Source organism: Microcoleus sp. MON1_C1 (assembly GCF_036701945.1).
Lineage (GTDB): Bacteria > Cyanobacteriota > Cyanobacteriia > Cyanobacteriales > Microcoleaceae > Microcoleus.
Genome location: NZ_JAUBRO010000036.1, coordinates 1 through 24,051, shown reverse-complemented (window position 1 = coordinate 24,051; position 24,051 = coordinate 1). Strand labels below are relative to the sequence as shown.

Annotated in this window: 20 protein-coding genes and 1 pseudogene; 8 read left to right on the top strand and 13 right to left on the bottom strand. The window is 46.3% G+C overall.

Going from position 1 to position 24,051, the window contains the following annotated elements; all coding sequences use genetic code 11:
- Positions 1 to 596: 596 nt before the first annotated feature.
- The 7 genes from purF to purL all read right to left on the bottom strand — a co-directional run bounded on the left by purF (position 597) and on the right by purL (position 10,897).
- A complete protein-coding gene (purF, locus tag QUA62_RS19915) occupies positions 597 to 2,063 on the bottom strand; it encodes an amidophosphoribosyltransferase (RefSeq protein ID WP_333406191.1) in 1,467 nt (488 codons plus the stop codon).
- 909 nt (positions 2,064 to 2,972) lie between these two features.
- Entirely contained in the window at positions 2,973 to 5,009 is a 2,037-nt protein-coding gene (locus tag QUA62_RS19910; protein WP_333406190.1) for a bifunctional serine/threonine-protein kinase/formylglycine-generating enzyme family protein, read from the bottom strand.
- A 232-nt stretch (positions 5,010 to 5,241) separates the two neighbouring features.
- The gene (locus QUA62_RS19905; RefSeq protein ID WP_333406189.1) at positions 5,242 to 5,469 is read right to left on the bottom strand and encodes a hypothetical protein; all 228 of its coding nucleotides are present in this window, start codon (positions 5,467 to 5,469) and stop codon (positions 5,242 to 5,244) included.
- Between the two features lie 82 nt (positions 5,470 to 5,551).
- Positions 5,552 to 5,818 (bottom strand): hypothetical protein, encoded by a 267-nt coding sequence (locus QUA62_RS19900; RefSeq protein ID WP_333406188.1) that lies wholly within the window; start codon positions 5,816 to 5,818, stop codon positions 5,552 to 5,554.
- A gap of 142 nt (positions 5,819 to 5,960) precedes the next feature.
- Entirely contained in the window at positions 5,961 to 6,176 is a 216-nt protein-coding gene (locus tag QUA62_RS19895) for a hypothetical protein (protein ID WP_333406187.1), read from the bottom strand.
- A gap of 203 nt (positions 6,177 to 6,379) precedes the next feature.
- Positions 6,380 to 8,116 (bottom strand): bifunctional serine/threonine-protein kinase/formylglycine-generating enzyme family protein, encoded by a 1,737-nt coding sequence (locus tag QUA62_RS19890; protein ID WP_333406186.1) that lies wholly within the window; start codon positions 8,114 to 8,116, stop codon positions 6,380 to 6,382.
- Between the two features lie 219 nt (positions 8,117 to 8,335).
- Positions 8,336 to 10,897: a phosphoribosylformylglycinamidine synthase subunit PurL gene (gene purL, locus QUA62_RS19885; protein ID WP_333406185.1), complete on the bottom strand. Its 2,562-nt coding sequence runs from the start codon at positions 10,895 to 10,897 to the stop codon at positions 8,336 to 8,338.
- 151 nt (positions 10,898 to 11,048) lie between these two features.
- On the opposite strand from purL, the gene QUA62_RS19880 reads away from it, so the two are divergent.
- Entirely contained in the window at positions 11,049 to 11,654 is a 606-nt protein-coding gene (locus QUA62_RS19880) for a pentapeptide repeat-containing protein (RefSeq protein ID WP_333406184.1), read from the top strand.
- Positions 11,655 to 11,663: 9 nt separating this feature from the next.
- On the opposite strand, the gene QUA62_RS19875 is transcribed toward QUA62_RS19880, so the two are convergent.
- Positions 11,664 to 12,290 carry a Uma2 family endonuclease gene (locus QUA62_RS19875; protein WP_333406183.1) on the bottom strand — a complete coding sequence of 209 codons (627 nt, stop codon included), beginning with the start codon at positions 12,288 to 12,290 and terminating at the stop codon, positions 11,664 to 11,666.
- 136 nt (positions 12,291 to 12,426) lie between these two features.
- Here QUA62_RS19875 and QUA62_RS19870 point away from each other — a divergent pair, with 136 nt between their 5' ends.
- The gene (locus QUA62_RS19870; protein WP_333406182.1) at positions 12,427 to 14,160 is read left to right on the top strand and encodes a DUF3352 domain-containing protein; all 1,734 of its coding nucleotides are present in this window, start codon (positions 12,427 to 12,429) and stop codon (positions 14,158 to 14,160) included.
- 122 nt (positions 14,161 to 14,282) lie between these two features.
- Here the strand turns inward: QUA62_RS19870 and mrdA are convergent, their stop codons facing one another.
- Positions 14,283 to 16,109: a penicillin-binding protein 2 gene (mrdA, locus tag QUA62_RS19865; protein WP_333406231.1), complete on the bottom strand. Its 1,827-nt coding sequence runs from the start codon at positions 16,107 to 16,109 to the stop codon at positions 14,283 to 14,285.
- A 547-nt stretch (positions 16,110 to 16,656) separates the two neighbouring features.
- On the opposite strand from mrdA, the gene QUA62_RS19860 reads away from it, so the two are divergent.
- Together QUA62_RS19860 and cysE are read left to right on the top strand one after the other, a co-directional pair.
- A complete protein-coding gene (locus QUA62_RS19860; protein ID WP_333406181.1) occupies positions 16,657 to 17,139 on the top strand; it encodes a hypothetical protein in 483 nt (160 codons plus the stop codon).
- Positions 17,140 to 17,286: 147 nt separating this feature from the next.
- Positions 17,287 to 18,084 carry a serine O-acetyltransferase gene (cysE, locus tag QUA62_RS19855; protein WP_006634002.1) on the top strand — a complete coding sequence of 266 codons (798 nt, stop codon included), beginning with the start codon at positions 17,287 to 17,289 and terminating at the stop codon, positions 18,082 to 18,084.
- 75 nt (positions 18,085 to 18,159) lie between these two features.
- Here cysE and QUA62_RS19850 read toward each other — a convergent pair whose 3' ends face one another.
- Entirely contained in the window at positions 18,160 to 18,741 is a 582-nt protein-coding gene (locus QUA62_RS19850) for an Npun_F5749 family FMN-dependent PPOX-type flavoprotein (RefSeq protein WP_333406180.1), read from the bottom strand.
- An 83-nt stretch (positions 18,742 to 18,824) separates the two neighbouring features.
- Here QUA62_RS19850 and QUA62_RS19845 point away from each other — a divergent pair, with 83 nt between their 5' ends.
- From QUA62_RS19845 to QUA62_RS19835, 3 genes are all read left to right on the top strand, one after another.
- Positions 18,825 to 19,943, top strand: coding sequence for a tocopherol cyclase family protein (locus tag QUA62_RS19845; RefSeq protein ID WP_333406179.1), 1,119 nt, complete (start codon positions 18,825 to 18,827; stop codon positions 19,941 to 19,943).
- Between the two features lie 65 nt (positions 19,944 to 20,008).
- The gene (locus QUA62_RS19840; RefSeq protein ID WP_333406178.1) at positions 20,009 to 20,212 is read left to right on the top strand and encodes a hypothetical protein; all 204 of its coding nucleotides are present in this window, start codon (positions 20,009 to 20,011) and stop codon (positions 20,210 to 20,212) included.
- Positions 20,213 to 20,241: 29 nt separating this feature from the next.
- On the top strand, positions 20,242 to 20,490 hold the full coding sequence (locus tag QUA62_RS19835; protein ID WP_333406177.1) for a hypothetical protein: 249 nt from the start codon (positions 20,242 to 20,244) through the stop codon (positions 20,488 to 20,490).
- An 89-nt stretch (positions 20,491 to 20,579) separates the two neighbouring features.
- Here QUA62_RS19835 and clpS read toward each other — a convergent pair whose 3' ends face one another.
- Positions 20,580 to 20,873 (bottom strand): ATP-dependent Clp protease adapter ClpS, encoded by a 294-nt coding sequence (gene clpS / locus QUA62_RS19830; RefSeq protein ID WP_006633998.1) that lies wholly within the window; start codon positions 20,871 to 20,873, stop codon positions 20,580 to 20,582.
- Between the two features lie 253 nt (positions 20,874 to 21,126).
- Positions 21,127 to 21,729: a superoxide dismutase gene (locus QUA62_RS19825; protein WP_333406176.1), complete on the bottom strand. Its 603-nt coding sequence runs from the start codon at positions 21,727 to 21,729 to the stop codon at positions 21,127 to 21,129.
- A 381-nt stretch (positions 21,730 to 22,110) separates the two neighbouring features.
- On the opposite strand from QUA62_RS19825, the gene QUA62_RS19820 reads away from it, so the two are divergent.
- Positions 22,111 to 22,638: a phosphate-starvation-inducible PsiE family protein gene (locus tag QUA62_RS19820; protein ID WP_333285913.1), complete on the top strand. Its 528-nt coding sequence runs from the start codon at positions 22,111 to 22,113 to the stop codon at positions 22,636 to 22,638.
- Between the two features lie 139 nt (positions 22,639 to 22,777).
- Here the strand turns inward: QUA62_RS19820 and QUA62_RS19815 are convergent.
- A pseudogene (locus QUA62_RS19815) lies at positions 22,778 to 23,704 on the bottom strand (hypothetical protein).
- Positions 23,705 to 24,051 lie beyond the last annotated feature (347 nt).

Sequence of the window (24,051 nt, the reverse complement as noted above, 5' to 3'; positions counted from 1 at the left end):
CCGGACAGGAGTCGGGGGGTTGTATCCCTATGCAGGTGAAATCACTGCTTCAAACTGCAAGGAGCCATATTTTTACTCTGCAAGGGTTCCTAAAGTTCTTTAGTTCGCATGAACAGCCCGTCCGCGATTCTCAAGCAAGTTGGCTTGTGGAATACTTGTGTGGGAAAAATTAGTGCGATCGACCCTGTTATCTGAAAAAATCTCATGTGCCCGTTGTTGGTGCGAAATGCGACTTCCATCTGAGAGTGGACATCTGGAGGAACTACCTCCAGTCTGCAGGTAGCATACAGCGTTTCGAGCAGCAATTGTGAACGAGAGTGTAGGAAAAAACCATCGATTTTAGATTGGCGATTTTAGATTGAAGGACAGATCTCAAATCTCAAATCTGCAATCTCCAATCTAAAATCCCAGTGTTGGGTTTCACACAAGTTCTACCCAACCGACTGTTCACTACTCTTCACAAATTCTGCAAGAACTGCTAAAGCTAAGTTAATGTAACATTTCTACACACATTCTGGCAATGACTTACCAGAAAAACTTGAAAATCCATAAATTGGGGAAAGTGACGGACGATCGCTTTCCCGCTTTTTGATTTTCTAGGTTCCAGCTTTTTCTAATATGAGCTTAGACCGTTTTACCACTTCTGGAACGTCGATCGGATAATCGCCGGTGAAACAGGCCGAACAAAAACTCATCGGGTCTTCGTTAGTCGCCCTCAGCATTCCATCCCAACTCAAGAAAGCCAAAGAATCAACCCCTATTTGGGCGCCGATTTCTGCGACTGACTTAGTAGCAGCAATCAACTGATCTTGATTGTCGGTGTCGATTCCGTAGAAACAAGGATGAGTCACCGGCGGCGAGGATATTCTCATGTGAACTGCGGTCGCGCCAGCATCCCGCAAGGCTTTGACGATTTTGCGGCTGGTAGTGCCGCGCACGATCGAATCATCGATAATAATTACTCGCTTCCCTTCCAACACATCTTTGAGAGGGTTGAGTTTCATGCGGATTCCTGACTCCCGCATTGTCTGAGTCGGTTGAATAAAAGTGCGCCCGACGTAGCGGTTTTTAATTAATCCTTCGGCGTAAGGAATGCCGGAAGCTTGAGAAAAGCCGATCGCCGCCGGGATTCCAGAATCGGGAACGCCGATGACTATATCCGCATCAGCCGGAGATTCTGCTGCTAACAAACGCCCGATCCGCAGCCGGTAGCTGTACAAACTTTCACCTTCCATCTGGCTGTCGGGTCGAGCAAAATAGATCATTTCAAAGATACAAAGTTTGCGCTTCTGCTGCTGACTCCAGTGGAAGGAAGCCATACCTTCCTCTGTAATCCAAACTAATTCCCCCGGTTCTACGTCCCGCAAAAATTCAGCACCGATAATATCCAAGCCACAAGTTTCCGATGCTAAAACGTATCGTACCGGAGTTGTGGGGAGGATGCCAATTACCAGCGGGCGGACGCCGTGGGGGTCGCGGACTCCCATCACGCCTTGGGGGGTGGCGATCGTCAAACTAAAGGCTCCTTGGCACATACCAAAGGCGCTGATCGCTGCTTCGAGCCAGTCTTTGCCCTTGTCTACCTCGGAACCGATCGCCACTGCGATCGCCTCTGAATCCGTCGTGCTGACAAATTCGCACTTCCGAGACAGCAATTCTTCCCGCAATTCTTTGGTATTGACAAGATTCCCGTTATGTGCTAAGGCGAGACTTCCCAAACGGGTTTGGACGACAACAGGTTGAGCGTTGACAACCCGCGACGAGCCGGTAGTAGAGTAGCGAGTGTGGCCTACGGCTAAGTTACCGGGCAAGTGACCTAAACTCGATTCGTTAAAGACTTGGGAAACCAGTCCCATATCTTTGTGAAGGTGGACTTTTTCACCGTCAAAGGTGGCAATTCCTGCTGATTCCTGACCGCGGTGCTGCAAAGCATACAAACCGAAGTAGGTCAACTTGGCGACATCTTCACCCGGTGCGTAGATACCGAAAACGCCACAAGCTTCCTCGGGCTTGTCGGGTTTGTTAGAATGCTCGTCAGCCGCGAAGGAATGGTTGGGAATCATAGATGGGTGGGTTCCTAATGGGGAAGGTGGGTTAGGGGGACAGTTTCAGCGGGAAATCTTGTTTGCGAAAGCGTCGCATAACTTAACATTCCCTTAATCTTGCCACGGATCTGTCATTATTTCCAACTCGTGTAGCATTTCAGACAGAAGCGATGCGGCGTTCAATGGCATTGTAGTATCGATCGCCCCCTGATCCTATATTAACCTTGATTAATTGTGGGCGACGGATTCGGTGATTGAAAAATACTGTTGGCGAATTCGCCAAGCTGTTACCCCTCACATCTGGAATGCAGCATTTGGGTTCGCTTTGGCTAGTTAATAGCTATATGGTTAATTAAACATTTAGTCCAGAGCCACCATTTTTAGGGGTGAAGGGTGAAACCATTTTTAAATTCGCCAGCAGTCTCTTGCAATCGCTTAAGAGTCAAACTCTTGTCCCAGCAGAAGGGAACGAAAAAATAGGCGATCGTGCAATGGAAAATAAATTATAAAATTGCTTCACTGGCTTTTTGAAATATTAGAATTTAAGCGCGATCGAGCTTGACTCATTCATAAAATTCACCTACTATATCATCATGGGAATCTGTGCGGTCATGTAAAGTCTATTTGGGCGCGGCTAGTTATGGCAATAGCACGGAGCAGATAAGTTTTTCAGTTTAATTTGTAGGGTACGTCGCTGTGAAATTGTCGATCGAACTTGCAGATTGTTTCGGGCGACGCACCTTACTAATTTGTGGTGCGTCCCTGTGAAATGGTCGATCGAACTTGCAGATTGTTTCGGGCGACGCACCCTACGGCTTCAACCCGCGCACCATCCAGGTAAAGTCTCGTGTAGGCGCGGTTTCAACCGCCGAGTCTTAAAAGAAGAGGCCTCGCGGGAGACTACAGCAAAGAACCGAAAACCGGAGACTAGGCGGGAACCAAAGCCACGCGAAAACCGATGTCCGAGAAACGATCGCCCGCCGAATTGCTAAGACGATAGGCGCTGCGACAATTCACCGCAGTGTCGTTCCAGGAACCGCCGCACCGCACCGGGCGATCGTTGCGATCGTTGTCGAGATGACTGCACCATTCCCAAACATTTCCGTGCATATCATAAAGTCCAAAAGCATTGGGCCCAAAACTCCCGACATCCGTTGTTTGTTTGCGGAAAAGTCCCTTCGATGCCCCAGCGTAGGGATTATTGCCATTATAATTAACTAAATCCGGGGTAATTGTTTCACCAAAATAGAAAGGTGTTTTAGTGCCGGCGCGACAAGCATATTCCCATTCCGCTTGTGAAGGTAAGCGATAAGTCTTGCCTGTTTTTTTAGAAAGCCGCTTGCAGAATTCCACAGCGTCATTCCAGCTTACTTTTTCGACAGGAAGTTTCGCACCTTTGAACTCAGAAGGGTTATTTCCCATCACCGCTTGGTATTGTTCTTGAGTGAGCTCATATTTACCCATAAAAAAAGCAGGCATATTCACGGTACGCTGCGGCCCTTCATAGCTACTTCGTCCGGCTTCGGTATCGGGGGAACCCATCACAAAACTGCCGCCAGGAATTGCTACCATGTCTAGACTAATACCATTCCCAATATTTTCTATAAAAGCCTGTGCTTTTCCTTGACGGCGGTTGGCGATTTGCCCCGTTGAGTTGACTGTCACTGTTTCAAAAGTAAAGCTTTTTAAAGCATTGGAAGATAACTTAGGTTTTGGAGTTTCTGTTGCAGGTTTTGGAGATGGTTTTGGAGATGGTTTGGGCGATGGACTTTTTGCTACAGATTGTGGGGATGCTTGAGGCGATGATTTTTTGGCTGTAGTTTTTGGATAGGATTTTTGAGCTGATGATTGAGGAGATGGCTGCTCATTTTTGGAGCGAGGTGGAAGATTTGGTGAAGATGAAGAAAATTTGTTGTTCAACAAACTTTGACTCAGCAGGGCTAATGCAAATCCTCCCCCAGCAAAACCCGCTAATTGCAATAAACCTCGCCTTGTTGTGTTAGTTTGTAACGGCAAAGAGTGTTGTGGAATCACAGGGACTGTGGGGTTTAGTATCGGTGCGGGAGTTGGTATTGACTGACGTTGAAAATCTATTAAAACTTCATCTGCTGATTGATAGCGCTGCTGGATATCTTTTGCCAACAACTTAGATAAAATCACTTCCAATCCCTTGTCTATGGGACTTTTCAAATGTTGCTGCCAATTTCCTGTCCAACTATAACCGTGTTCCGTCCACAAACCATAAGGATGTACCCCCGTCAGTAGATGAAAAGCCGTCGCCCCCAAACTGAACAAATCGCTTGCTGCATAAGCTTCACCCCCTTGCATTTGTTCAAGCGGTGCATAACCATGCGAACCAATTTGCGTTCCCCGTCTTGATATCACTGTTCCCGACAACTGTTTGGAAACTCCGAAATCAATCAGCATTAACACACCGTCCCTGCGACGGCGCATAATATTCTCAGGCTTGATATCTCGGTGAATGATTTTTTGTTCGTGAACAAACTTGAGAACAGGTAGAAGTTCGAGTAAGAGTTGCTTAACTTGGTTTTCTTGCCAAATTCCCTGATTTTGGAAAAGCGTCAACAAATTATCCCCATCCACAAACTGCTGTACGAGATACAAATATTTGTTGTCTTCAAAGTAGGCATCTAGTGATGGAATTTGGGGATGTTGTCCTAGCTGTTGCAGTTGTCTGGCTTCTTGCTGAAATAATTCTACCGCTTTGCTAATCGCCCAAGTTCCCTGGACATCTGGTGCTAATTGTTTAACGACACAGGGTTGATTGAGTCGATCAATATCTTCTGCTAAATAGGTTCTGCCGAAGCCACCTTGACCGAGGAGTTTGATCATGCGGAAACGATTTCGCAGGATGGGTACGAGTTGAAGACCACAACTGATGCAATATGTTTGTCCGTCGGGGTTTTCAGGTTTTTGACAGTCGGGATTGAGACAGCAAATCATTTGTTTTAGGAATGATATTGTTTATATTGTATAGGACTTACGCATGGGGCCCAGAAACCGGGTTTTTTTTTATGAAAATACTTCGTTCGCTCTCGCAGATTCGGTAAAAAACCCGGTTATGAAGGCGGAGTGCGTCCAGTAGTCTAATTTGTAGGGGGCGGATATGTGAGATTTGCATCTTACTTGGAGATTGTAGATGGCGACGCACCCTAAAGCTGCAACCCACGCACCATCAGGTTTTCGTTGGTGTAGACGCGGTTTCAACCGCCGATTCCAATTCTTGAAAAATTTTGTAACTACCGCAAACTACTTCGATACAAATATCCCCTTCCAGCCGAAAGTAGAAAAGGGGCGACGAACCTGTCTCAACCAAACCTGCTTGATTTTGAAAAGGATAGGACAAAGTAGATAAAATTTGACTCTTATCTTCTGTCAATTGTCTTAATTCTGCGTTAGCCACATTGTGTAGCTATAGTTGGCTGTGACTGAATTGAAGGATAAGTATCACAGGAGTGAACCGTGCCAATAAATTATGGTGGAAATTAACGCTTCAGCTCAATATCAAACTCAAGCCGAGAACGATAAAAGTGAACGTCAAACTCTAAGAAAAAATTTGTCTGTCCCAGAATCAATGATACACTATCACTTTTTGCCCAAGCAAATACTAATCTTACCGGAGCAAACTCCCCTATTTCAGCCATGAAAAATACTGGCATCGCTGGTGGATTACCCACGTTACCGGCCAGTCGAATAATGGCTTTGCTATCATCCCACACTAAGCCAAGCTGAATTCCTATTTGGTAAGGCAATACACTCAGTGTTGCACCGCTGTCTACTAACCCAACAACTTCGACTCTCTCGTTATTGTGGCCAGAATCAAGGGAATGCGCGGTAAGCTGTCAAACTCATCTTGAGAGGGGTGATTGGTAGAGTATTGAAATCGCATAATACTCACTTTTCGTCGCTGTTAGCCTGATTCATTGCCTGCATAAAAGTTGCACCAGCGCCAAAAGTATCGTAGGGAGTTGGTAAGTAGTAAGTCTTGTAAGGTTCCAAAGGAAAAATATTCTCACTGATATCTTCTTCCGCCATAAGAATACGGATTAACTCTCGTTTATCGATCGCAGACAGTTTTCTAATAGTAGGGAGTAATTCTGTTAGTGTCATCGGTTGTTTTCCTACGATGCGTCTATCTTGATGATAGCAGGTCAACAGTGTTTGTAGGGTGCGGATCTGTGGGATATTCGATGGAATTTATAGGTTTGAGATGGCGACGCACCTGACTGACTCTCGCGGTGTGTCGCTGCGAGATTGTCGATTTGATTTGTAGATTGTTGCGGGCGACGCACCCTACCACTACTAGGCGGAAACTAGGACGAGGAAGAAACCGACGCTACCGCAACGCGAAAACCCAGGTGCCTGCTGCGATGGACCGCCCCCGCCCAATGCCTGCCACGATAGGCACTACGGCAATAGACCGTATTGCAGTTCCAGCCACCACCACGCAGCACTCGGTTATTATCTGTTCCAGTTTCCCAAGAACTTCCGTCAGTCGGCGCGCCACTATAATTATCGTGCCATTTATCGCTGCACCATTCCCAAACAGTCCCGTGCATATCATACAAACCAAACGGATTCGGCCCAAAACTCCCCACATCCGTTGTTTGTTTGCGGTAAAGTCCCTTCGGCGCAGAACCGTAGGGATGATTGCCATCATAATTAACTAAATCCGGGGTAATTGTCTCGCCAAAATAGAAAGGCGTTGTAGTTCCGGCGCGACAAGCATATTCCCATTCGGCTTCCGAAGGTAAGCGATAAATCTTGCCGGTTTTTTGAGAAATTTTCTGGCAGAATTCCAGAGCATTATTCCAGCTTACTTGTTCTACAGGACGTTTCAAACCTTTGATATGAGAAGGGTTATTCCCCATCACTACTTCCCACTGTTCTTGAGTAATGGGATATTTACCCATAAAAAAAGGAGAGATATAAACAGTACGCTGCGGCCCTTCATTGTTACTTCGCCTTGCTTCCGTATTGGGAGAACCCATCACGAAACGGCCACCAGGAATTGCTACCATGTCTAAGGTTGCACCGCTACCTAAATTTTCCCTAAAAAATTGTGCTTGACGGTGTTGATGGCTAGTTATATTACCCCGCACATCAACTGTCACCGTGTCAAAGTCAAACTTTTTTAAAGTCTGTATAAAATTTGGCGTTGACTGACGTTGAAAATCTATTAAAACTTCCTCTGCTGATTGATAGCCCTGCTGGATATCTTTTGCCAACAACTTAGATAAAATCAATTCCAATCGCTGATCTATGGGAGTTTTCAAATGTTGCTGCCAATTTCCTGTCCAGCTATAACCGTGTTCTGTCCACAAACCATAAGGATGTACCCCCGTCATTAGATGAAAAGCCGTCGCCCCCAAGCTAAACAAATCGCTGGCTGCATAAGCTTCACCCCCTTGCATTTGTTCAAGCGGTGCATAACCATGCGAACCAATTTGCGTTCCCAGTCTCGACATCACTGTTCCCGACAACTGTTTGGAAACTCCGAAATCAATTAGCATTAACAAACCGTCGCTGCGACGGCGCATAATATTCTCAGGCTTGATATCTCGGTGAATAATTTTTTGTTCGTGAATAAACTTGAGAACAGGTAGAAGTTCGAGTAAGAGTTGCTTAACTTGGTTTTCTTGCCAAATTCCCTGATTTTGGAAAAGCGTCAACAAATTATCCCCATCCACAAACTGTTGTACTAGATACAAATATTTGTCTTGTTCAAAATAGGCATCTAGTGATGGAATTTGGGGATGTTGTCCTAGCTGTTGCAGTTGTCTGGCTTCTTGCTGAAATAATTCTACCGCTTTGCTAATCGCCCAAGTTCCCTGGACATCTGGTGCTAATTGTTTAACGACACAGGGTTGATTGAGTCGATCAATATCTTCTGCTAAATAGGTTCTGCCGAAGCCACCTTGACCGAGGAGTTTGATCATGCGGAAACGATTTCGCAGGATGGGTACGAGTTGAAGACCACAACTGATGCAATATGTTTGTCCGTCGGGGTTTTCAGGTTTTTGACAGTCGGGATTAAGACAGCAAATCATTTGTTTTAGGAATGATATTGTTTATATTGTATAGTGTGCAAGAACCCCGACTTCTGTAATAGGTTTTTGCCAGAATCGTGAATTTTGTAAGAAGTCGGGTATCTCAGGTGTGTCTTTAAACCCGGAGATCCCCCCTAGCCCCCCTTAAGAAGGGGGGGACAAGAGTATTCAAAGTCCCCCTTTTTAAGGGGGATTTAGGGTGCTCGAAATTTCATGTTGTCAAACAGATGCAATCCGACGCTCGATCGCATTATAGAACCGATCGCCCATATCACCCATCGCCACCTCAATTAACACTTGATTGTCAGCACTCACAACCCGCAAAGGTGATTCAGCACAGCAAACTAAACCAATTTTCTGCCACATTTTGGTCAAATGTTCTTGCAGGTAAGACTCCCAAATTTCTTGATTTTTCGGTGCCACTGAAACTACAATGCAGTTGCCCATTTCACCAAACAAAATTTCATCCCAGCGGCTGACATTTGCTGAATTAGAACTGAGATGAATTTCCGCACCCATTTTAGCCGAGATACAGCATTCCGCGAGGGCGATCGCAATTCCACCTTCCGCACAATCATGGGCAGAACCTACCCAACCTTGCCGAATTCCCTCGCGGCAAACCGATTGCACTTTTCTTTCCAACTCAAAATCTATCCTTGGCGGTTTCCCAGCTACAATCCCGTGAATTGCCGCTAAATATTCCGAACCTCCCAGAGTAGGAGAAGTATCGATTTTTGAGCTTTCAGATGAAACTTCTGAGTTTGGGGATGATTCACCAATTCCCAGCACATAAATTAAATCACCTTTCTTTAACCAAGCTTGGCCCGCAATCTTCTTCAAATCGGGAATTAACCCCACCATTCCGATTACCGGAGTCGGATAAATTGGTTGAGGATTTCCCTCAGCATCAACCGTTTCATTGTAAAGAGAAACATTGCCGCCAGTCACAGGCGTTCCCAACTCGCGACAAGCATCAGCAATCCCGCGACAAGCTGACGCTAACTGCCAATATCCGATCGGCTTTTCGGGACTGCCAAAATTCAAATTATCAGTAACTGCCAGAGGTTCAGCACCCACACAACTCAAATTTCTTGCTGCTTCCGCTACGACTGCTTTTGCACCTTCATAAGGATCGAGATAAACATAACGAGAATTGCAATCAACGGTTGCAGCAACTCCGGGAATAATCCCCGGCGGCGCTTCCTTCTTGCTAAGGGGGGGAGAAAGTTTTGGAGTTTCCCTACCTTGTGCCTTTGTAAATAGAGGAATTACCTCTTCTTCCTGTTTGCTTTCAGAAGCTAGAGAAACAGCATCTTCTCTCTGTAGATCCCCCTTAGCAAGGGGGGGTTCTTCTAACTCCTTAGCATGGGAAGATTGGCAAGGTTCTAGCGGACGCAATCTGACAACCGCAGCATCAGCGCCTCCCGGTAAAACAACAGTATTGTTTTGCACTTGATGGTCATATTGGCGATAAACCCAGCGTTTAGAAGCGATGGTGGGAGTATCTAAAAGCGTCAGCAAAATCTGATTCCAAGTTTGGAAATTGCCGTTAATTTCGATACCTGTAACTGTAGATTGTGGCAGGGAATCCGCCGTCCATTCCCATGCTTTTTCAGCATATTCTGGCGGCTCTGTCAACAGTTCTCGGTGATAAATTGGCGTGTTATCTGCCAAAGCAGTCGCGGTAATTTCCGCCGCGATTTCGCCTTTAAAGAGAATTCGGACGATCGGCTCTTCGATGACTGTACCCGCGACTACGGCGTGCAATCCCCAGCGGTGGAAAATATCGATTAATTCCTGTTCGCGTCCTTTTTGGGCAACAAACAACATCCGTTCTTGGGATTCCGAAAGCAGGTATTCGTAGGGAATCATGCCGCTTTCTCGAACGGGAACTTTGTCTAAATCGAATTCAATGCCGACGCCGCCTTTGGCTGCCATTTCTGATGTGGAACAGGTGATTCCGGCTGCGCCCATGTCTTGGGCGGCGACGACTGCACCAGTTTTGAATGCTTCTAAACAAGCTTCAATTAAGGATTTTTCTAAAAATGGATCTCCTACTTGGACTGCGGGGCGATCGTCCATTGATTTGTCTGTCAATTCTGCACTGGCAAAACTTGCTCCTCCCATGCCATCTCGCCCGGTAGTGGAACCGACGTAAAGGACGGGATTTCCGATGCCGGATGCCCCGGATTTGACGATTTCTTGAGTTTCCATTAAACCCAAGGCCATGACGTTAACTAATGGGTTGCCGGAATAAGCAGGATCGAAGTAAACTTCGCCGCCAACTGTGGGTACTCCGATGCAATTTCCATAATGAGAAATTCCCGATACTACGCCTTTGAACAATCTCTGAGTTTTAGCATCGTCTAAGTTGCCGAAACGCAGGGAATTTAAAAGTGCGATCGGGCGTGCACCCATTGTGAAGATATCGCGGAGAATCCCGCCGACACCCGTTGCTGCACCTTGGAAAGGTTCGACTGCTGACGGGTGGTTGTGGGATTCAATTTTGAAGGCGAGTTGCAAGCCGTCTCCCAAGTCTACGACGCCGGCATTTTCTCCGGGTCCGACGAGAATTCGATCGCCCTCTGTGGGAAACTGTTTTAATAGCGGCCGCGAATTTTTGTAACAGCAGTGTTCGCTCCACATAACGCCGAACATTCCCAATTCAGCTTTATTAGGATGGCGACCTAGACGCTGAACGATTTCTTCATATTCTTCAGGAGTGAGTCTTTCACCGGCAATTTGTTCGGGGGAAAATGGAGATTCGGAGATGGGAGACATGGAAAGTCGTTATAAACCACAGGCTTTATTCTAAATGCCCTGTGCTTGGTTAATCTAAAATCTACAATCTAAAATCTAAAATCCCAGGCGCAATGGGTTTGTTAATCTAAAATCTATAATCTAAAATCTAAAATCTAAAATCTAAAATCGAATGACTCAACCTCGAAATCTCAATTTTGCTAACCAAAACTTGCGGAACCGTTCTTTTAAAGGCCTTGACTTGTCAGGGGCGAATTTCAGCGGTTGCGACATTCGAGGCTGCAATTTCACCGGGGCGATTTTGAGGGGGGCAAATTTTCAGGGTGTCAGAACCGGACAAAGCCGCAGGCGGGTGAGAAATTTGATTGCTAGGGCTGGGGTAACGGCGGTGATAGTGACGGCGGCTGGGGCTTTGACTGGACTTATTGCCGGGGCGGATGCGGGGGCTGTGGCGGTGGCTGGAACCGCTGCGACGGCGATTGCTGCGACTCGGGGCGAGGCTGGAATTGTGGCGGGGGCTGTGGCTGGGGCTGCTGCTGCGATCGGGGCTAGCGGTATTGTGACATTTTTGGGCGGGGATACTATCCGGGGAATTGTCTTATTTTTGGTTTCTGGGGTAATTCTTGGGTTAACGGCGATCGGCTTTTTTATCGCTGTTGAACAAATAGAAAAATTGTCGATAACGTCGTTTAGAAAAGCTGATTTAACTGATGCTGTATTCGATCCTGGGGCGGTTCTAGATGCCGATTTTTCCGATGCGCGAGGAGTGCGGTGGTAGACTGCACAATTACTGATTTTTTACCCATTCCCGGAATTCTCGCACTGCTGCGGTTGCGCCTGTAGTTTGACAGCGATCGATAAATTCGTCAACTTTTGCAGTCGGTAGCATCGGGAAAGCCCGGGAAAAATTGCACTCGGCATATTCGCCATTTTGCAATTGATAAAACTTGATGCTTCGTCCGTCGTACCGCCAAATTTCTGGTACGCCTAAATCTGCATATAAATCGAATTGATTTAAGGAACTGCTGGTAATATCAATTTCCAGTGCTAAATCGGGCGGCGGATCTTGAGCAAAGTCTAATTCTGTTCTCCCTCTGACCAGTGCTTCATTTTGGATATAATAGCATGAATCTGGTTCTTTACCCGCTGCTTTTTTGCGTTTTTTAATAGTCATTGAGCCAAAGGGGTTGTACTCAAGATTGAGTTCTTCTATGAGAGTTACAATTAAGCGATCGATCAGCCTGTTGCGATTTTCATGTTCCGGTAGCGGCACCATAATTTCTAATTGACCTTGATGATAAGCAATTCGGGTGGAACGTTTGTTGCCGAGTTCCGCTAGCAGGCTTTCATATAATTGCCAACTGATATTTTGCAGTAAAACTCGCTGTTCGGCGGGCGTTGATATTGTTAGCATTTTACTTGGCTTTTAAAGCTTGAGTATATTTTAGTTTATCTTTTTATTTTGCGAACCGCACAAAAAGTATCTGCAGACAGCTAGGGTCATGCGCTACTCTAGTTAATAATAGACTGTGGTCATTAGTCCTTGTTGTATGAAGCTGCGATCGTTCTTTTCTTTCCTCATTGCTGGCGTTTTGGCGCTCTTAGGCTTCAGTGCCGGCGGTTTTTACTGGCTGACAACTCAAACTCCCCTGAATTTGCTCGCTGGCGGGCCGACAACTACTCCGGCTGCGGCTGTGTTTGTCTCGAAACAAGCACCTTTGTTAGCATCAATGCTTGTAAATCCCGATCGCCTCGAAGCATTGCGACAAGTTTTTGCCACTCCCGAAGAAAGAAGTCGATCGCACGCAGAATTTGAGCAAATCAAAAAAAGTTTCCTCGCCAATACAGGCCTGGATTACAGTCGAGATATCCAACCTTGGATAGGTGACGAAATTACTCTCGCCATCACAACGCCCGATTTGGATGGCGACAGCAGCAACGGCAAAGAAAGTGGGTTTTTGCTAGCCGTTTCTTCCCAAAATATCGATCGCAGCCAACAATTTCTCGACTCCTACTGGCGAAAACAATCTCGGGCAGATAAAACAGTGCAGTCGGAACTCTATAAAGGCATCCAACTAACTTACAAAAAATCGCTTACAGCTAACAAAAAATCCGCTACCATTTCGCCTTTCAACCAGTTTTCCCTGCCGAATTCAACTTTGCCGCGTAGCTTCGCAACAGCGGCCATCGGCGGCAGTTCAAATTCTGGAAATAACCCCAGTTTTGTTTTATTTGCCAACAGTCCGAATGTGATTCGAGATGCAATTAATAACGTTGAAGCAGCCACTCTAAATCTCAATAATAGCCCGGAATATCAAAAAGCTTTGCAGCAGCTAACTCAAGGCAGAATTGCTTTAGCATTTGTCAATCTCCCGCAGTCAGCAACCGAGCAAAATCCTCAAGTTTCTCTTAATTCTCTCGCAGTTGCTGTCGGAGTCAACAGACGGGGATTGCTGGCTCAAACTGCTTTAGTGACATCGCGAGAAAACACAGCTTCTCCCACACTCTCCGAACCTGTGCAAGCCTTGCAGTACATTCCCTCAGCCAGTCCTTTCGCCGTCGCCAGCACCGATTTAAAGAATTTTTGGGCTGATTTGTCATCTGCGGTGTCCACTAACCCTGAAGCCTCAAAATTAGTCGATCGCGCCCTGGCAGATATTCAGCAACTTTGGGGCGTCAACTTGCCGCAGGATATATTTGACTGGGTACAAGGAGAATACGCTTTAGCAGTGCTTCCGAATTCGTCAAATAGTGCTGACTGGATTTTCGCCGCCGAAAAATCTGCTGATTCCCAAAAGGCGATCGACAAACTCGATGAAATTGCCCGCAGCAAAGAATACAGCATCGGCAGCTTCAGTCTGAGAAACCAGAAAATTACCGCTTGGACGCAGTTGACAACAAGTCCCAATTATGGTAAAGAAAATAATAGAAAAAGTGCGCTCGAAACTGAGGCAAAAGGAGTCCGAGCCACCGTCGGCAAATACGAAATTTTCACCACTTCAGTAGAAGCAATGGACGCAGCACTAGAAGCAGCAGAAACAGGCTCTTTAGTTGCCAATCAAGATTTTCAAACCAGCATTGAACCGCTACCACCATCTAACGACGGCTATTTTTATTTAGACTGGCCCTCCAGCAGGGCAATTTGGGAAAAACAAATCCCGCTGTTGAGGTTAATTGAACTTTCGGCAAGACCATTGTTCGACCACTTGCGATCGCTCACCGTCACCAGTACGGGAGAGATCGCAGGAATTCGCAAAGCTACAATATTTATGCGGCTCAATTAGTCAGAAGGAAGGAAGAAGGAACAAGGAAGAAGGAAGAAGGAACAAGGAAGAAGGAACAAGGAAGAAGGAAGAAACTATGCCCAATTCCCAATGCCCAATTCCCAATGCCCAATCCCCAATAACTAAGGAGCAATCACTACTGGCTCCTTCACCTTTTTCGGTTTCCCAAAATAAGCTTGAAACACCTCTTTGGCGATCGGGGCCGCGGCAACAGAACCATAACCGCCATTTTCCACAACCGCGGCGATCGCAATTTCCGGCTTGTCAGCAGGCCCGAAGGCCACATACAAAGAGTGATCCTCCTGTCCAATAACCTCCGAAGTCCCTGTTTTGCCCGCCGTCATCGGAATCGAACCGTCATTCATCCCCTGTCCCGTACCCTCGGCAACCACAGCGATCAGTCCTTCCTTAACCACCTGAATTGTTGAAGGTTTCATCCCCGTATGTACCCGTTGAGTCTCCGCTGTGCCGGTCATAGAAGTCAAAAGATGGGGCTTCACCCGATAGCCGCCGTTAGCGATCGAACTTACCATCACCGCCGCCTCCAAAGGAGTTACCAACACCAACCCCTGACCGATCGACATCGTTACCGTATCACCCGCATACCAAGGTTCTTTATAAATTTTCTCCTTCTCCTCCGGCGTCGGGAGTTGACCGTGAGTGCCGCCGCCTAGCCCCAAAAGATTCAAATCCGTATCCTTGCCAATTCCCAAGCGGTGTCCCCACTTAGAAATTTGCTCCGGCCCCGTACTAATCCCCACTTGATAAAAAAACGTATTGCTGCTGAAAGCCAAAGCATCCCGAAAGCCGATGTCGCCGTAACCGCCGCTGTGTTCGTTAAAATCAATTCCCCCCACAGTAATGTAAGACGAAGTACCGAGAATTGAGTCCGGCGAAAATTTGCCCGACTCCAGACCCGCGACAGAAGTCACAATTTTAAACGTGCTACCGGGGGGATAGCCTTGCATCGCCCGATTCAAAAATGGATTTTGCGGATCTTGAAGAGTTTCCCACTCATCCTTAGTGATTTTTCGCGTAAACAGATTGGGGTCAAAAGTCGGGTGGCTGGCCATAACTAATACCGCCCCGGTTTTGACATCCAGCGCCACTACTGCTCCCCGGCGGTTCCCCAGGGCTTTTTCGGCTGCTTTTTGCATTTCCAAGTCTATGGTTAGCTGCACCGCCTCACCGGGTTTGGGCGGTGTCTCTCCCATCAGCCGTAATTCTTGATTTTGGGCATTTACCTCGATCAGCCGATCGCCCCAAACTCCCGCAATCTTCTGGTTAGAACTCGCTTCTATGCCCATCTGACCGACAATCATCCCCATCGGGTATTCCGGATGAGCTTCCAAGTCTGCTGCGGTAGCTTCGCCAATATATCCGATCACGTGAGCCGCCAAACTGCCTTCGGGATAGTAGCGGTTCGCTTCTGGCCGCACTTCCACTCCCCGCATTTGTCCCACCTCTTCTGCTAGCGGCACAAATACCTCTGGCGGCATGGCTTGCTTGAGCCGCACCGGTCTGTAGGATTGAGGATCGACCTCTTTTACTTTTTTTAAAATTTCTTGTACCGGCATTTTAACCAACGGACTCAACTTTTCTGCTGTCGCTTTCCACTGTTCCGGCGTTTGTTCTCTCGGCCACAAATATACCGATCGAGCTAAATTGTTTGCCGCTAGCAACTTGCCTTTGCGATCGATAATGTGTCCGCGATTCGCCGCCATTGGCACTAGGCGAACGCGATTGTTTTCGGCTCGTTCCCGGTTTTGCTTCCCTTGTATCAGTTGTAATTCCACCAGCCGACTAGCGTGCAGGCCCAGCAAACCTGTTGCCACCAGCATTAACACTATCGCCCGGTGTATCGGACGCTCCTGTTTCTTAGGAGTTTCTGCCAGGGTTTTGTCTGAAGAGTGAAATGCTGAGATCGAATAAACTTGTCGTTGCATCATTCTATAGGTAGATGTCAAATCCTAGATTTTAGATTGCTGATTGTCAATTGTGAAGTATACATCATCAAACCGGGGACAATCGGGCCTTGACTCTTGGGGGAAGGGGAATAATTGATGATTAACTTTTGACTAATCATTAATAACTCATGACTGGTAACTAATCCCCCAAGCACCAAGAAATAGCCAGAAAAATCAAGGTCAGGCTCAGCCAATTAGGGAGGTGGAGCCAGCCAGATAGGCCTATAGGTAACAATACCAAGGTCTGTGTCAATAGGGAACCGATCGCCAACAGCAAGGCTAGGAGTATCAAATTTATCATCTTGACACCGTACAATTTCGGACATGAGTCGCTCGCCTGTGGCAGAAATCCGAGTGGCACAAGCGAGCGCGATCGTACAGGGATTGTCCTGATAGACATAAGGAAGAGAACCCAGGAGGTTTTGAACTAATTTAAAAAAAATTATTCTTCCTCCCCAGGTTGGATTCTAGGGGCTGCGATGGGTAAATTCTGAGTTGTGGTTTTAAGTTGTGACCGAGGAGTATTGCCATGTTGTTTAATCAGCCAGCCAATTTCAAAAACGGTGCGCTCTTGGCTGCGATCGCCGCGATCGTCGCCCTACCAGTTTTAGCAGAAACAGCCAATTTCGGCACTTTAACTTTATCGCGAGGTTTTGCAGCCCCAACAGCAGTTTTGAGAGGTTCCACAGGCGGATCGTACTCTCTATCTGTCATCGCCAACGCCGATCGCCACAAAAACAAATGTTTGGGTTTTGCCACCCCAACTCCCGACCACATCATAGTCTTGCAGGAAAAATTTTCAAAACTCACACTCCAAGTCAACAGCGGAGGCAAGGACACAACCTTACTCGTACAAGGCCCCGGTAATGCGGTGCGCTGCGGAGACGATATAGGTCAGAATAAAGATGCTGGCCTACTTGATTCTGACTGGCAAGCAGGCTCTTACAAGCTTTGGGTAGGTACTGTCGAACCCGGAGTCAAGTCTAACTATACAATCTCAGTACAGGAATAGAACGCAGCGGCGCTGTTGCATAGCCACCATAAAAAGTCGTCAAATTCTACCCCACTCTCCCCTCTCCCGATCGACCGCTCACTTCCCCCATCCAGTAAAATGTAAAATCGAAAGTGGCGTGTTTAACCAAAATAGGTAACTCCGAAAGTGCTAAAGACTCTTAGAGCTGACTTCAGTATAATTTTCGATCGCGACCCTGCCGCTCGCAACTGGCTGGAAGTTTTATTTTGCTACCCCGGTCTTCAGGCCCTAGTGCTGCACCGCCTCGCACACTGGCTTTATGTGTTGGGACTTCCCTTCATCCCCCGCTTGATTTCCCACATTGCTCGCTTTTTGACCGGAATTGAAATCCACCCAGGGGCAACCATCGGCAAAAGCGTCTTCATCGACCACGGTATGGGGGTTGTGATCGGCGAAACAGCAATTATCGGCGATTTTGCCCTAATTTACCAAGGTGTCACCCTTGGCGGTACTGGCAAACAAAGTGGCAAGCGTCACCCTACCGTCGGCGAAAACGTAGTTGTAGGTGCCGGCGCCAAGGTACTCGGCAATCTGCAAATTGGCAATAACGTCCGCATCGGCGCCGGTTCCGTCGTGCTCCGCGACGTACCATCTGACTGTACAGTGGTAGGGATTCCCGGCCGCATCGTCTATCGATCGGGAGTGCGCGTCAATCCCCTAGAACACGGCAGTTTGCCGGATTCGGAAGCTGTGGTAATTCGCTCTTTGCTCGATCGTATCGAATCCCTCGAACAGCAAGTAAAAAGTTTGCTTCCTCAAGCATCTGTCTCCTTAAATTCTGTTCCCAATTCGCCTTCAGCATTCCCAACTTTAAATCAAACCAGCAATGTAGCTGTAGCTGAAAAAACCCAATTAGCTGTTGCCACCACTTGTCAGTTAAAAGATAAAGCAATTCAAGAGTTTTTTGACGGCACCGGCATCTGAGGAGTGAAAAATTAAAAGTTAAAAATCCCAATCTCTGTTTTTAATTTTTAATTTTTAATTTTTCACTTTAATTTTTCACGGATTAACCGATCGCATAGACCAATTTCCCTCCCCGTCGCGCCGATAAAGCGACCGATTTTGCGGTTCCCCCCGCAACTCCAAAAAATCCACCGTTTCCGGTTCCAACAACAGCAAGCAAAAATTAGGCAGCGGCTCGATGGCATTTGGGGAAGCAGAATCAAAAGCACTAGCGTCGGCTTTGTCATCCCCGGGCTGCGGCCAAGCAAACTGCGATCTAGCCGCCTCAGAAAGCTCCTGCCAAGTTGTGCACCGCGATAAGTACAACTCTGCCTCTGGATAATCTGCCCCTACCAAAACTAGCTTTCCAGCAATCCGAAATTGTTCGCGAGTTGTCGGGAAATACCAGCAAATTTCCCCCCAAGGATAGAGGTTAATTTCCTCGGCCTTTTGGCTGCGAATATCTATAATAAATTTCAACTGATTAGTATCTGCTAAAAAGCCTCGAAACACCACAGTGCGGTTTGCCGGACGCCCGGTGGCGCGAACAGTTGCTAGTTGCAAGTAACGGGCAAAAGCAAGACTGCGGTTGCGGTGGAGCGCGCGAGCTAAGGGCGATCGCCAAAGTGCTAAAGACATAAAGGAAGGAAGAAGGAAGAAGGAAGAAGGAAGAAGGAAGAAACAGTTATCCGTGAATTCCCTGTCATGCTAGTGGTAATTTTATGTCAAATTCACTTTCAAAACTCAAAACTATTGAAACTCCCCACAGCGGATACCACTGGGACGGCAGTTCCCGGCGCTTTTTTGAAGGCTGGTACTACCGAATAACATTACCGATTCACGGACAATCATTTGCATTCATGTATTCCATCGAAGACCCCAGAGGCGGTCAACCTTACAGTGGCGGTGCAGCTCAAATTCTCGGCCCGGAAGATAGCTATTTGTGCCGCACTTTCCCCGATGTAAATAAGTTTTGGGCGCACCGAGAAAGCTTAGGTTTCGGACATTGGGGCAAAACAGATTTACAAATTAAACCCCAATATTTAGAGCCGCAAGTATTCGACAGCCGCGTCGAAGAAGGCTATCAAGCTACTGCTACTTTGAATCAAGGTTATCTGCACGATCCGGGAAGTGGTAGCCGCTGTTTTTGGCAGTACGAAATTCAACCTATTTATGGCTGGGGAAACTCTGAGGAAATCCAGAAATCTACGGCGGGAATGCTATCTTTTCTCCCCGTATTTGAGCCGGGATGGCAAATTTTAATGGCTCACGGTTTAGCCACGGGCTGGATTGATTGGAACGGCCAACGCTACGAATTTAAAGATGCTCCCGCTTACAGCGAAAAAAACTGGGGCGGTGCTTTTCCGCAAAAGTGGTTTTGGATTAATTGCAATTGTTTTCAAGGCGAAAATGATTTAGCTTTAACTGCTGGTGGCGGCAAGCGGGGCGTGCTGTGGTGGATGGAATCCGTAGCAATGGTTGGTCTGCATTACCGAGGCAAATTTTACGAATTTGTGCCTTGGAATTCGCAAGTTAGTTGGAATATTGAACCTTGGGGAAGCTGGAAAATGCAGGCTAGAAACAGCCAATTTGAAGTTGAGTTGATTGGCACTACAAACAGTCCTGGTACTTATGTGCGAACTCCTACAGAAAAAGGCATGGCTTTTGGCTGCCGGGATACGACGCACGGCGAATTGCGCTTGCAACTGCGAGAGTTGTTGGGGGGAAATGTGGAAAACGATGGCAAGCAGCGTTCTAGAATTATCTTAGAGGCTCACAGCTCTTTATCGGGTTTGGAAGTTGGGGGCGGGCCTTGGGATGAAGTTTGGCGATCGAATTAAGTCAGCAGTCAGTATTCATTAGTCATTAGTCAGTATTCATAACAGCCACGATCAATTTACTCGGTTTGCAATTAAGCAAATTCTACCGCAACCAGCGGTTACAACAAGCTCTCAAGGTGATTTTGGGAGTAATTTTATGTTTGAGCACAATCTTGATGCCGGCGGCCATTGCTAGTGCTGCCGGTGATTTGTCTCGGCAACCTGTCACCGAAATTACTGTTAGTTTAGGTAACGAAGCTGGGGAACTCAAATTTTTCCCACTCTGCTAGAATCTGAATCGGGCAAGCGCTATAAATTAGTGCTAAAAAATCCCAGTTCGCAGAAACATTATTTCACTGGCAAAAACTTTGCTGATGCGAATTGGACTCAAAAAGTTGAAGCGGGTAAGGTGGAAATTAAAGGAACGATTCACGAATTGGAACTTAAACCGGGCGCTATGGCAGAATGGGTGTTTGTACCCATGAAATCGCGAAGTTACAACCTGCGCTGTACGGTAGCCGGACATACAGAGGCGGGAATGATTGGCAAAATTACGATCGCCTCTTAAATCCCAATCTCCGTCGCCTCAGCGGACATCCTATCAATTTCACATTAATTACCGAAAAACGATCGAACTTTCGGCCCTCTAGACACTTTTCAAGTAGACTCTAGCGGAGCCATTGTCAGTCCAGCACGGCTCAATTGCATATGATAAAGTTCTGCTTGCTCTTGCGGGCCAACCCAGACGGTGGCCTGGCCTTCGTGGTGGATTTGGTTGGCGAGTTTCCAAGCTTGATCGCTCGTCATCCCTGGAATGTATTTGGTCAAACATTCCACAACGTGCTGAAATGTGTTGAAATCGTCGTTGAGGACTATTACCCGATAGTTGGGATAAGGTTTGCGGGTAACTTGACTCGATCGAACGGGTGCTATGGTTGGTGAAGAGGTCATCGCGCGAACAGCCACTGAAACTACAAAATTCGTAAAAGAGTTACCGATTACAGTATAACCCAATTTATGAAATTTTTAACCCATATTTGGAAGTTCGATCGGCTTCGAGGTTTATTTTCACCGCTCCACCCTGCGTTGCACCGCGCCCGTCAAACTTAAGTTAATTAATACTCATCTCAACAAAGACTAAAGTCCTCACTACCAACCTATGAAGTTGTGTAGTAAGGACTTTAGTCCTCAAACTCAGATGCTACTAACCCGCAGCCAAATTTGCTGCTGCGAAATCCCAGTTAGCCAAATTATCCAAGAAATTAGTAATGTAGTCGGGACGGCGGTTTTGGAAATCCAAATAATAAGCGTGTTCCCACACATCCAAAGTCAGCAACGGAGTTTGGCCGTGTACTACCGGGGTGTCGGCGTTGGCAGTTTTGGTAACTTTCAAAGTACCGTGGTCCACAACCAGCCAAGCCCAGCCGCTACCGAACTGAGTTGTCGCAGCAGTCTTGAATTCTTCTTTGAATTTGTCGAAGCTGCCGAAGTCGGCGTTAATTTTGTCAGCTAAAGCTCCTGTGGGAGTGCCGCCGCCGCCCGGTGTGAGAGAATTCCAGAAAAAATTGTGGTTCCAAACTTGACCTGCATTGTTAAAAATGCCTGCTTTGGATGGGTCTTTAGCAGATTCCTTGACAATTTCTTCAAGGGATTTGCTCGCCATTTCAGTCCCTTCAATCAGTTTATTCAGATTGGTCACGTAAGCAGCGTGGTGCTTGTCGTGGTGGAACGAAAACGTCTCAGCCGACATATGAGCTGGTTCTAGGGCGTCAGCGGCGAAGGGTAATGGTGCGAGTTCAAATGCCATTGTGTTCAATCCTCTCTGGATTACTTTTGGTTTTTCGGTTGACTTTCCGGCTTTTGTATGATTAAAGCCGAGAGTCGCTAGCTTGAGTTTATCAAGCTGTGGTAAATAATTCTTTACAATTTTCCTATTTTATAGCAGTTGCAGCATTTTAGGATTTTGACTTCTGCTTTTCACCAGTCAAATCTACTAATCGGAGGTCGTATTTACCACAAGCTTTGGCAAAATGTCAACCCGCCAGCGCGGTAAATAAAAGTTTGTGGGCAATTGTCAACAGAGGGAATTTTTATAAGGGTTATAAATAAATTAAACGGATTTTTTGTCAAAGATAAGCTCACTTTAACTTAAGCTGTAAACAAGTCAAACAGATTGGAGGAGCCGTCTATGCAAAACCGTTCAAATAACCAGATTAATCACCCCCCGCAATGGTTGAATCTAAAACTAATAGTCAGCGCTCTCGAAACAGTTCAAGATTTAATTGTAATTTCTTTGTGTATTGGTTTGTTCTGTTTCATGGTACTCGAACTGCGAGAAATGTTTTTCTCGCTGCTGCCTCCTTTAAATTTTCAGCAAGTGACTGCCGACATTCTATTTTTATTGGTTTTGGTGGAATTATTTCGGCTGCTAATTATTTACTTGCAAGAGCAGCGCGTTTCGATAGGGGTGGCTGTGGAAGTTTGTATTGTCTCAGTTTTGCGAGAAGTGATAGTGCGGGGAGTGCTGGAAGCTCCCTGGGTTCAAATATTATCAACAGGCGCATTTTTGCTGGTTTTGGGAGTGTTGTTGGTAGTCCGAGTTTGGTTGCCGCCAACCTTTGAGGGAATTGACCCGGAACGTCGCATGGCTAGCAGAAAGAGAAACCTATCAGACCATGAATCTGTTTCACAACCTCTGGAAGTCAATCGATTTTAGTTTTTATATTACAGAAGACCCAGAGTCCCGACTTTTTAAAGAAGTCGAGACTCTAAAAGTTTTCTTTGATATAAGTCTTACTTATCAAAAAATTCCTGTCTTTTTTATGTGCAGCCAAACTCCTACACAACGGATCTGCTCATTGAATATGGGTTTTCCCTGTTGATGTTTCAATGCTGTCTTGCTTGGTTCCAGCAGCAATTAATTCTTCGGTATCGTTGTGCAACTTTTTGCAAAGCCGATTCAGGGGAAAATTGTTAGCATCATATCCAAAGGGATTTTCAACTTCTAAACCGATCGCCTCAACGCCAAACAACCCAAAAGACACTATCCCAACAACGGGAATTGTCCACCATTGCAAATCTTTCACCATCTGAAAAGGCAGGACCAAACAATATAAAAGTAATAGATGCCGTAGGTGAATCGAATAAGCTTTTGGCATCGGTGCAGCTAAAATGCGTTCGCCGCGATACAGACATTCTACTAATTGATCCAGCAAGCGATTGAGGGAGGCAAATTGAAGACTATCGACGTGCTTTTGGGTATACTGTTTAGTTAGATAGCCCCCAATCCGTTGCCTCACTTTCAAGGGCATATTAGTGACATATTGCAACCCTAAACATTGTTCAGGATAAAGCACCGACTTTTTTAATTCATTGTCAAATCCAGGGTATCTTAAATGCTGTTTTATTGCCATCAAAAAAGCCGAGATTAAGCGCCAAAAAGCTGCTTTTTATTGACGATTTGCTAAAGTTTGTTCGCCAATTGTCATCCACATTTTTCTGGAAAGATTACGGTTAGTAAATATACTCCGATCGGCAATTAGCCAGCCTTGCCAATTTTTTTAGGCTTCATTAGTCTGAAAAACTAATAGTAATACTAAAAGAATTACTGGGATCAATCCCGTTAAAATTGGTTGGCTCCTACCTGGATATCCATTTGTGTAAATGATAGTAATAATCGCAGCCATTACCATACTCAAAAGCACTTGGCTTTTGATATCCTGAATGACGGAACTTTTTAAATCTAGAGCTAGCTTAAAGCAATTATTGCGGTCAAAATTCATACAAATTGCCTCAATTAGAATGGGACATTATTTACGCCTGATGGTAAAAAAAATTCCAATACTCAGAGCGAAGAAACTCGCTTAAATGATTACGTTATGGAGTTGAATAAATGGTTGCGAGATAGATTCAAAGAACCAAGGCAAAAGTGGCAAGATTCAGAAGTATTACTGGAGTTTAGACTAAGCAGACCACAGGAGCGCGATCGAGTCTCCTGTTATGAACGTCAATTTTGAACGGCAAGGGTCGCTGGCAAACAAGCTATGAAGCCTAACCAATGGATAAATGCCAGCGACCGTTGACGTTCTCTTTGAGGGCGAATTGGAGCGACTGATGATGTTGATGGCGA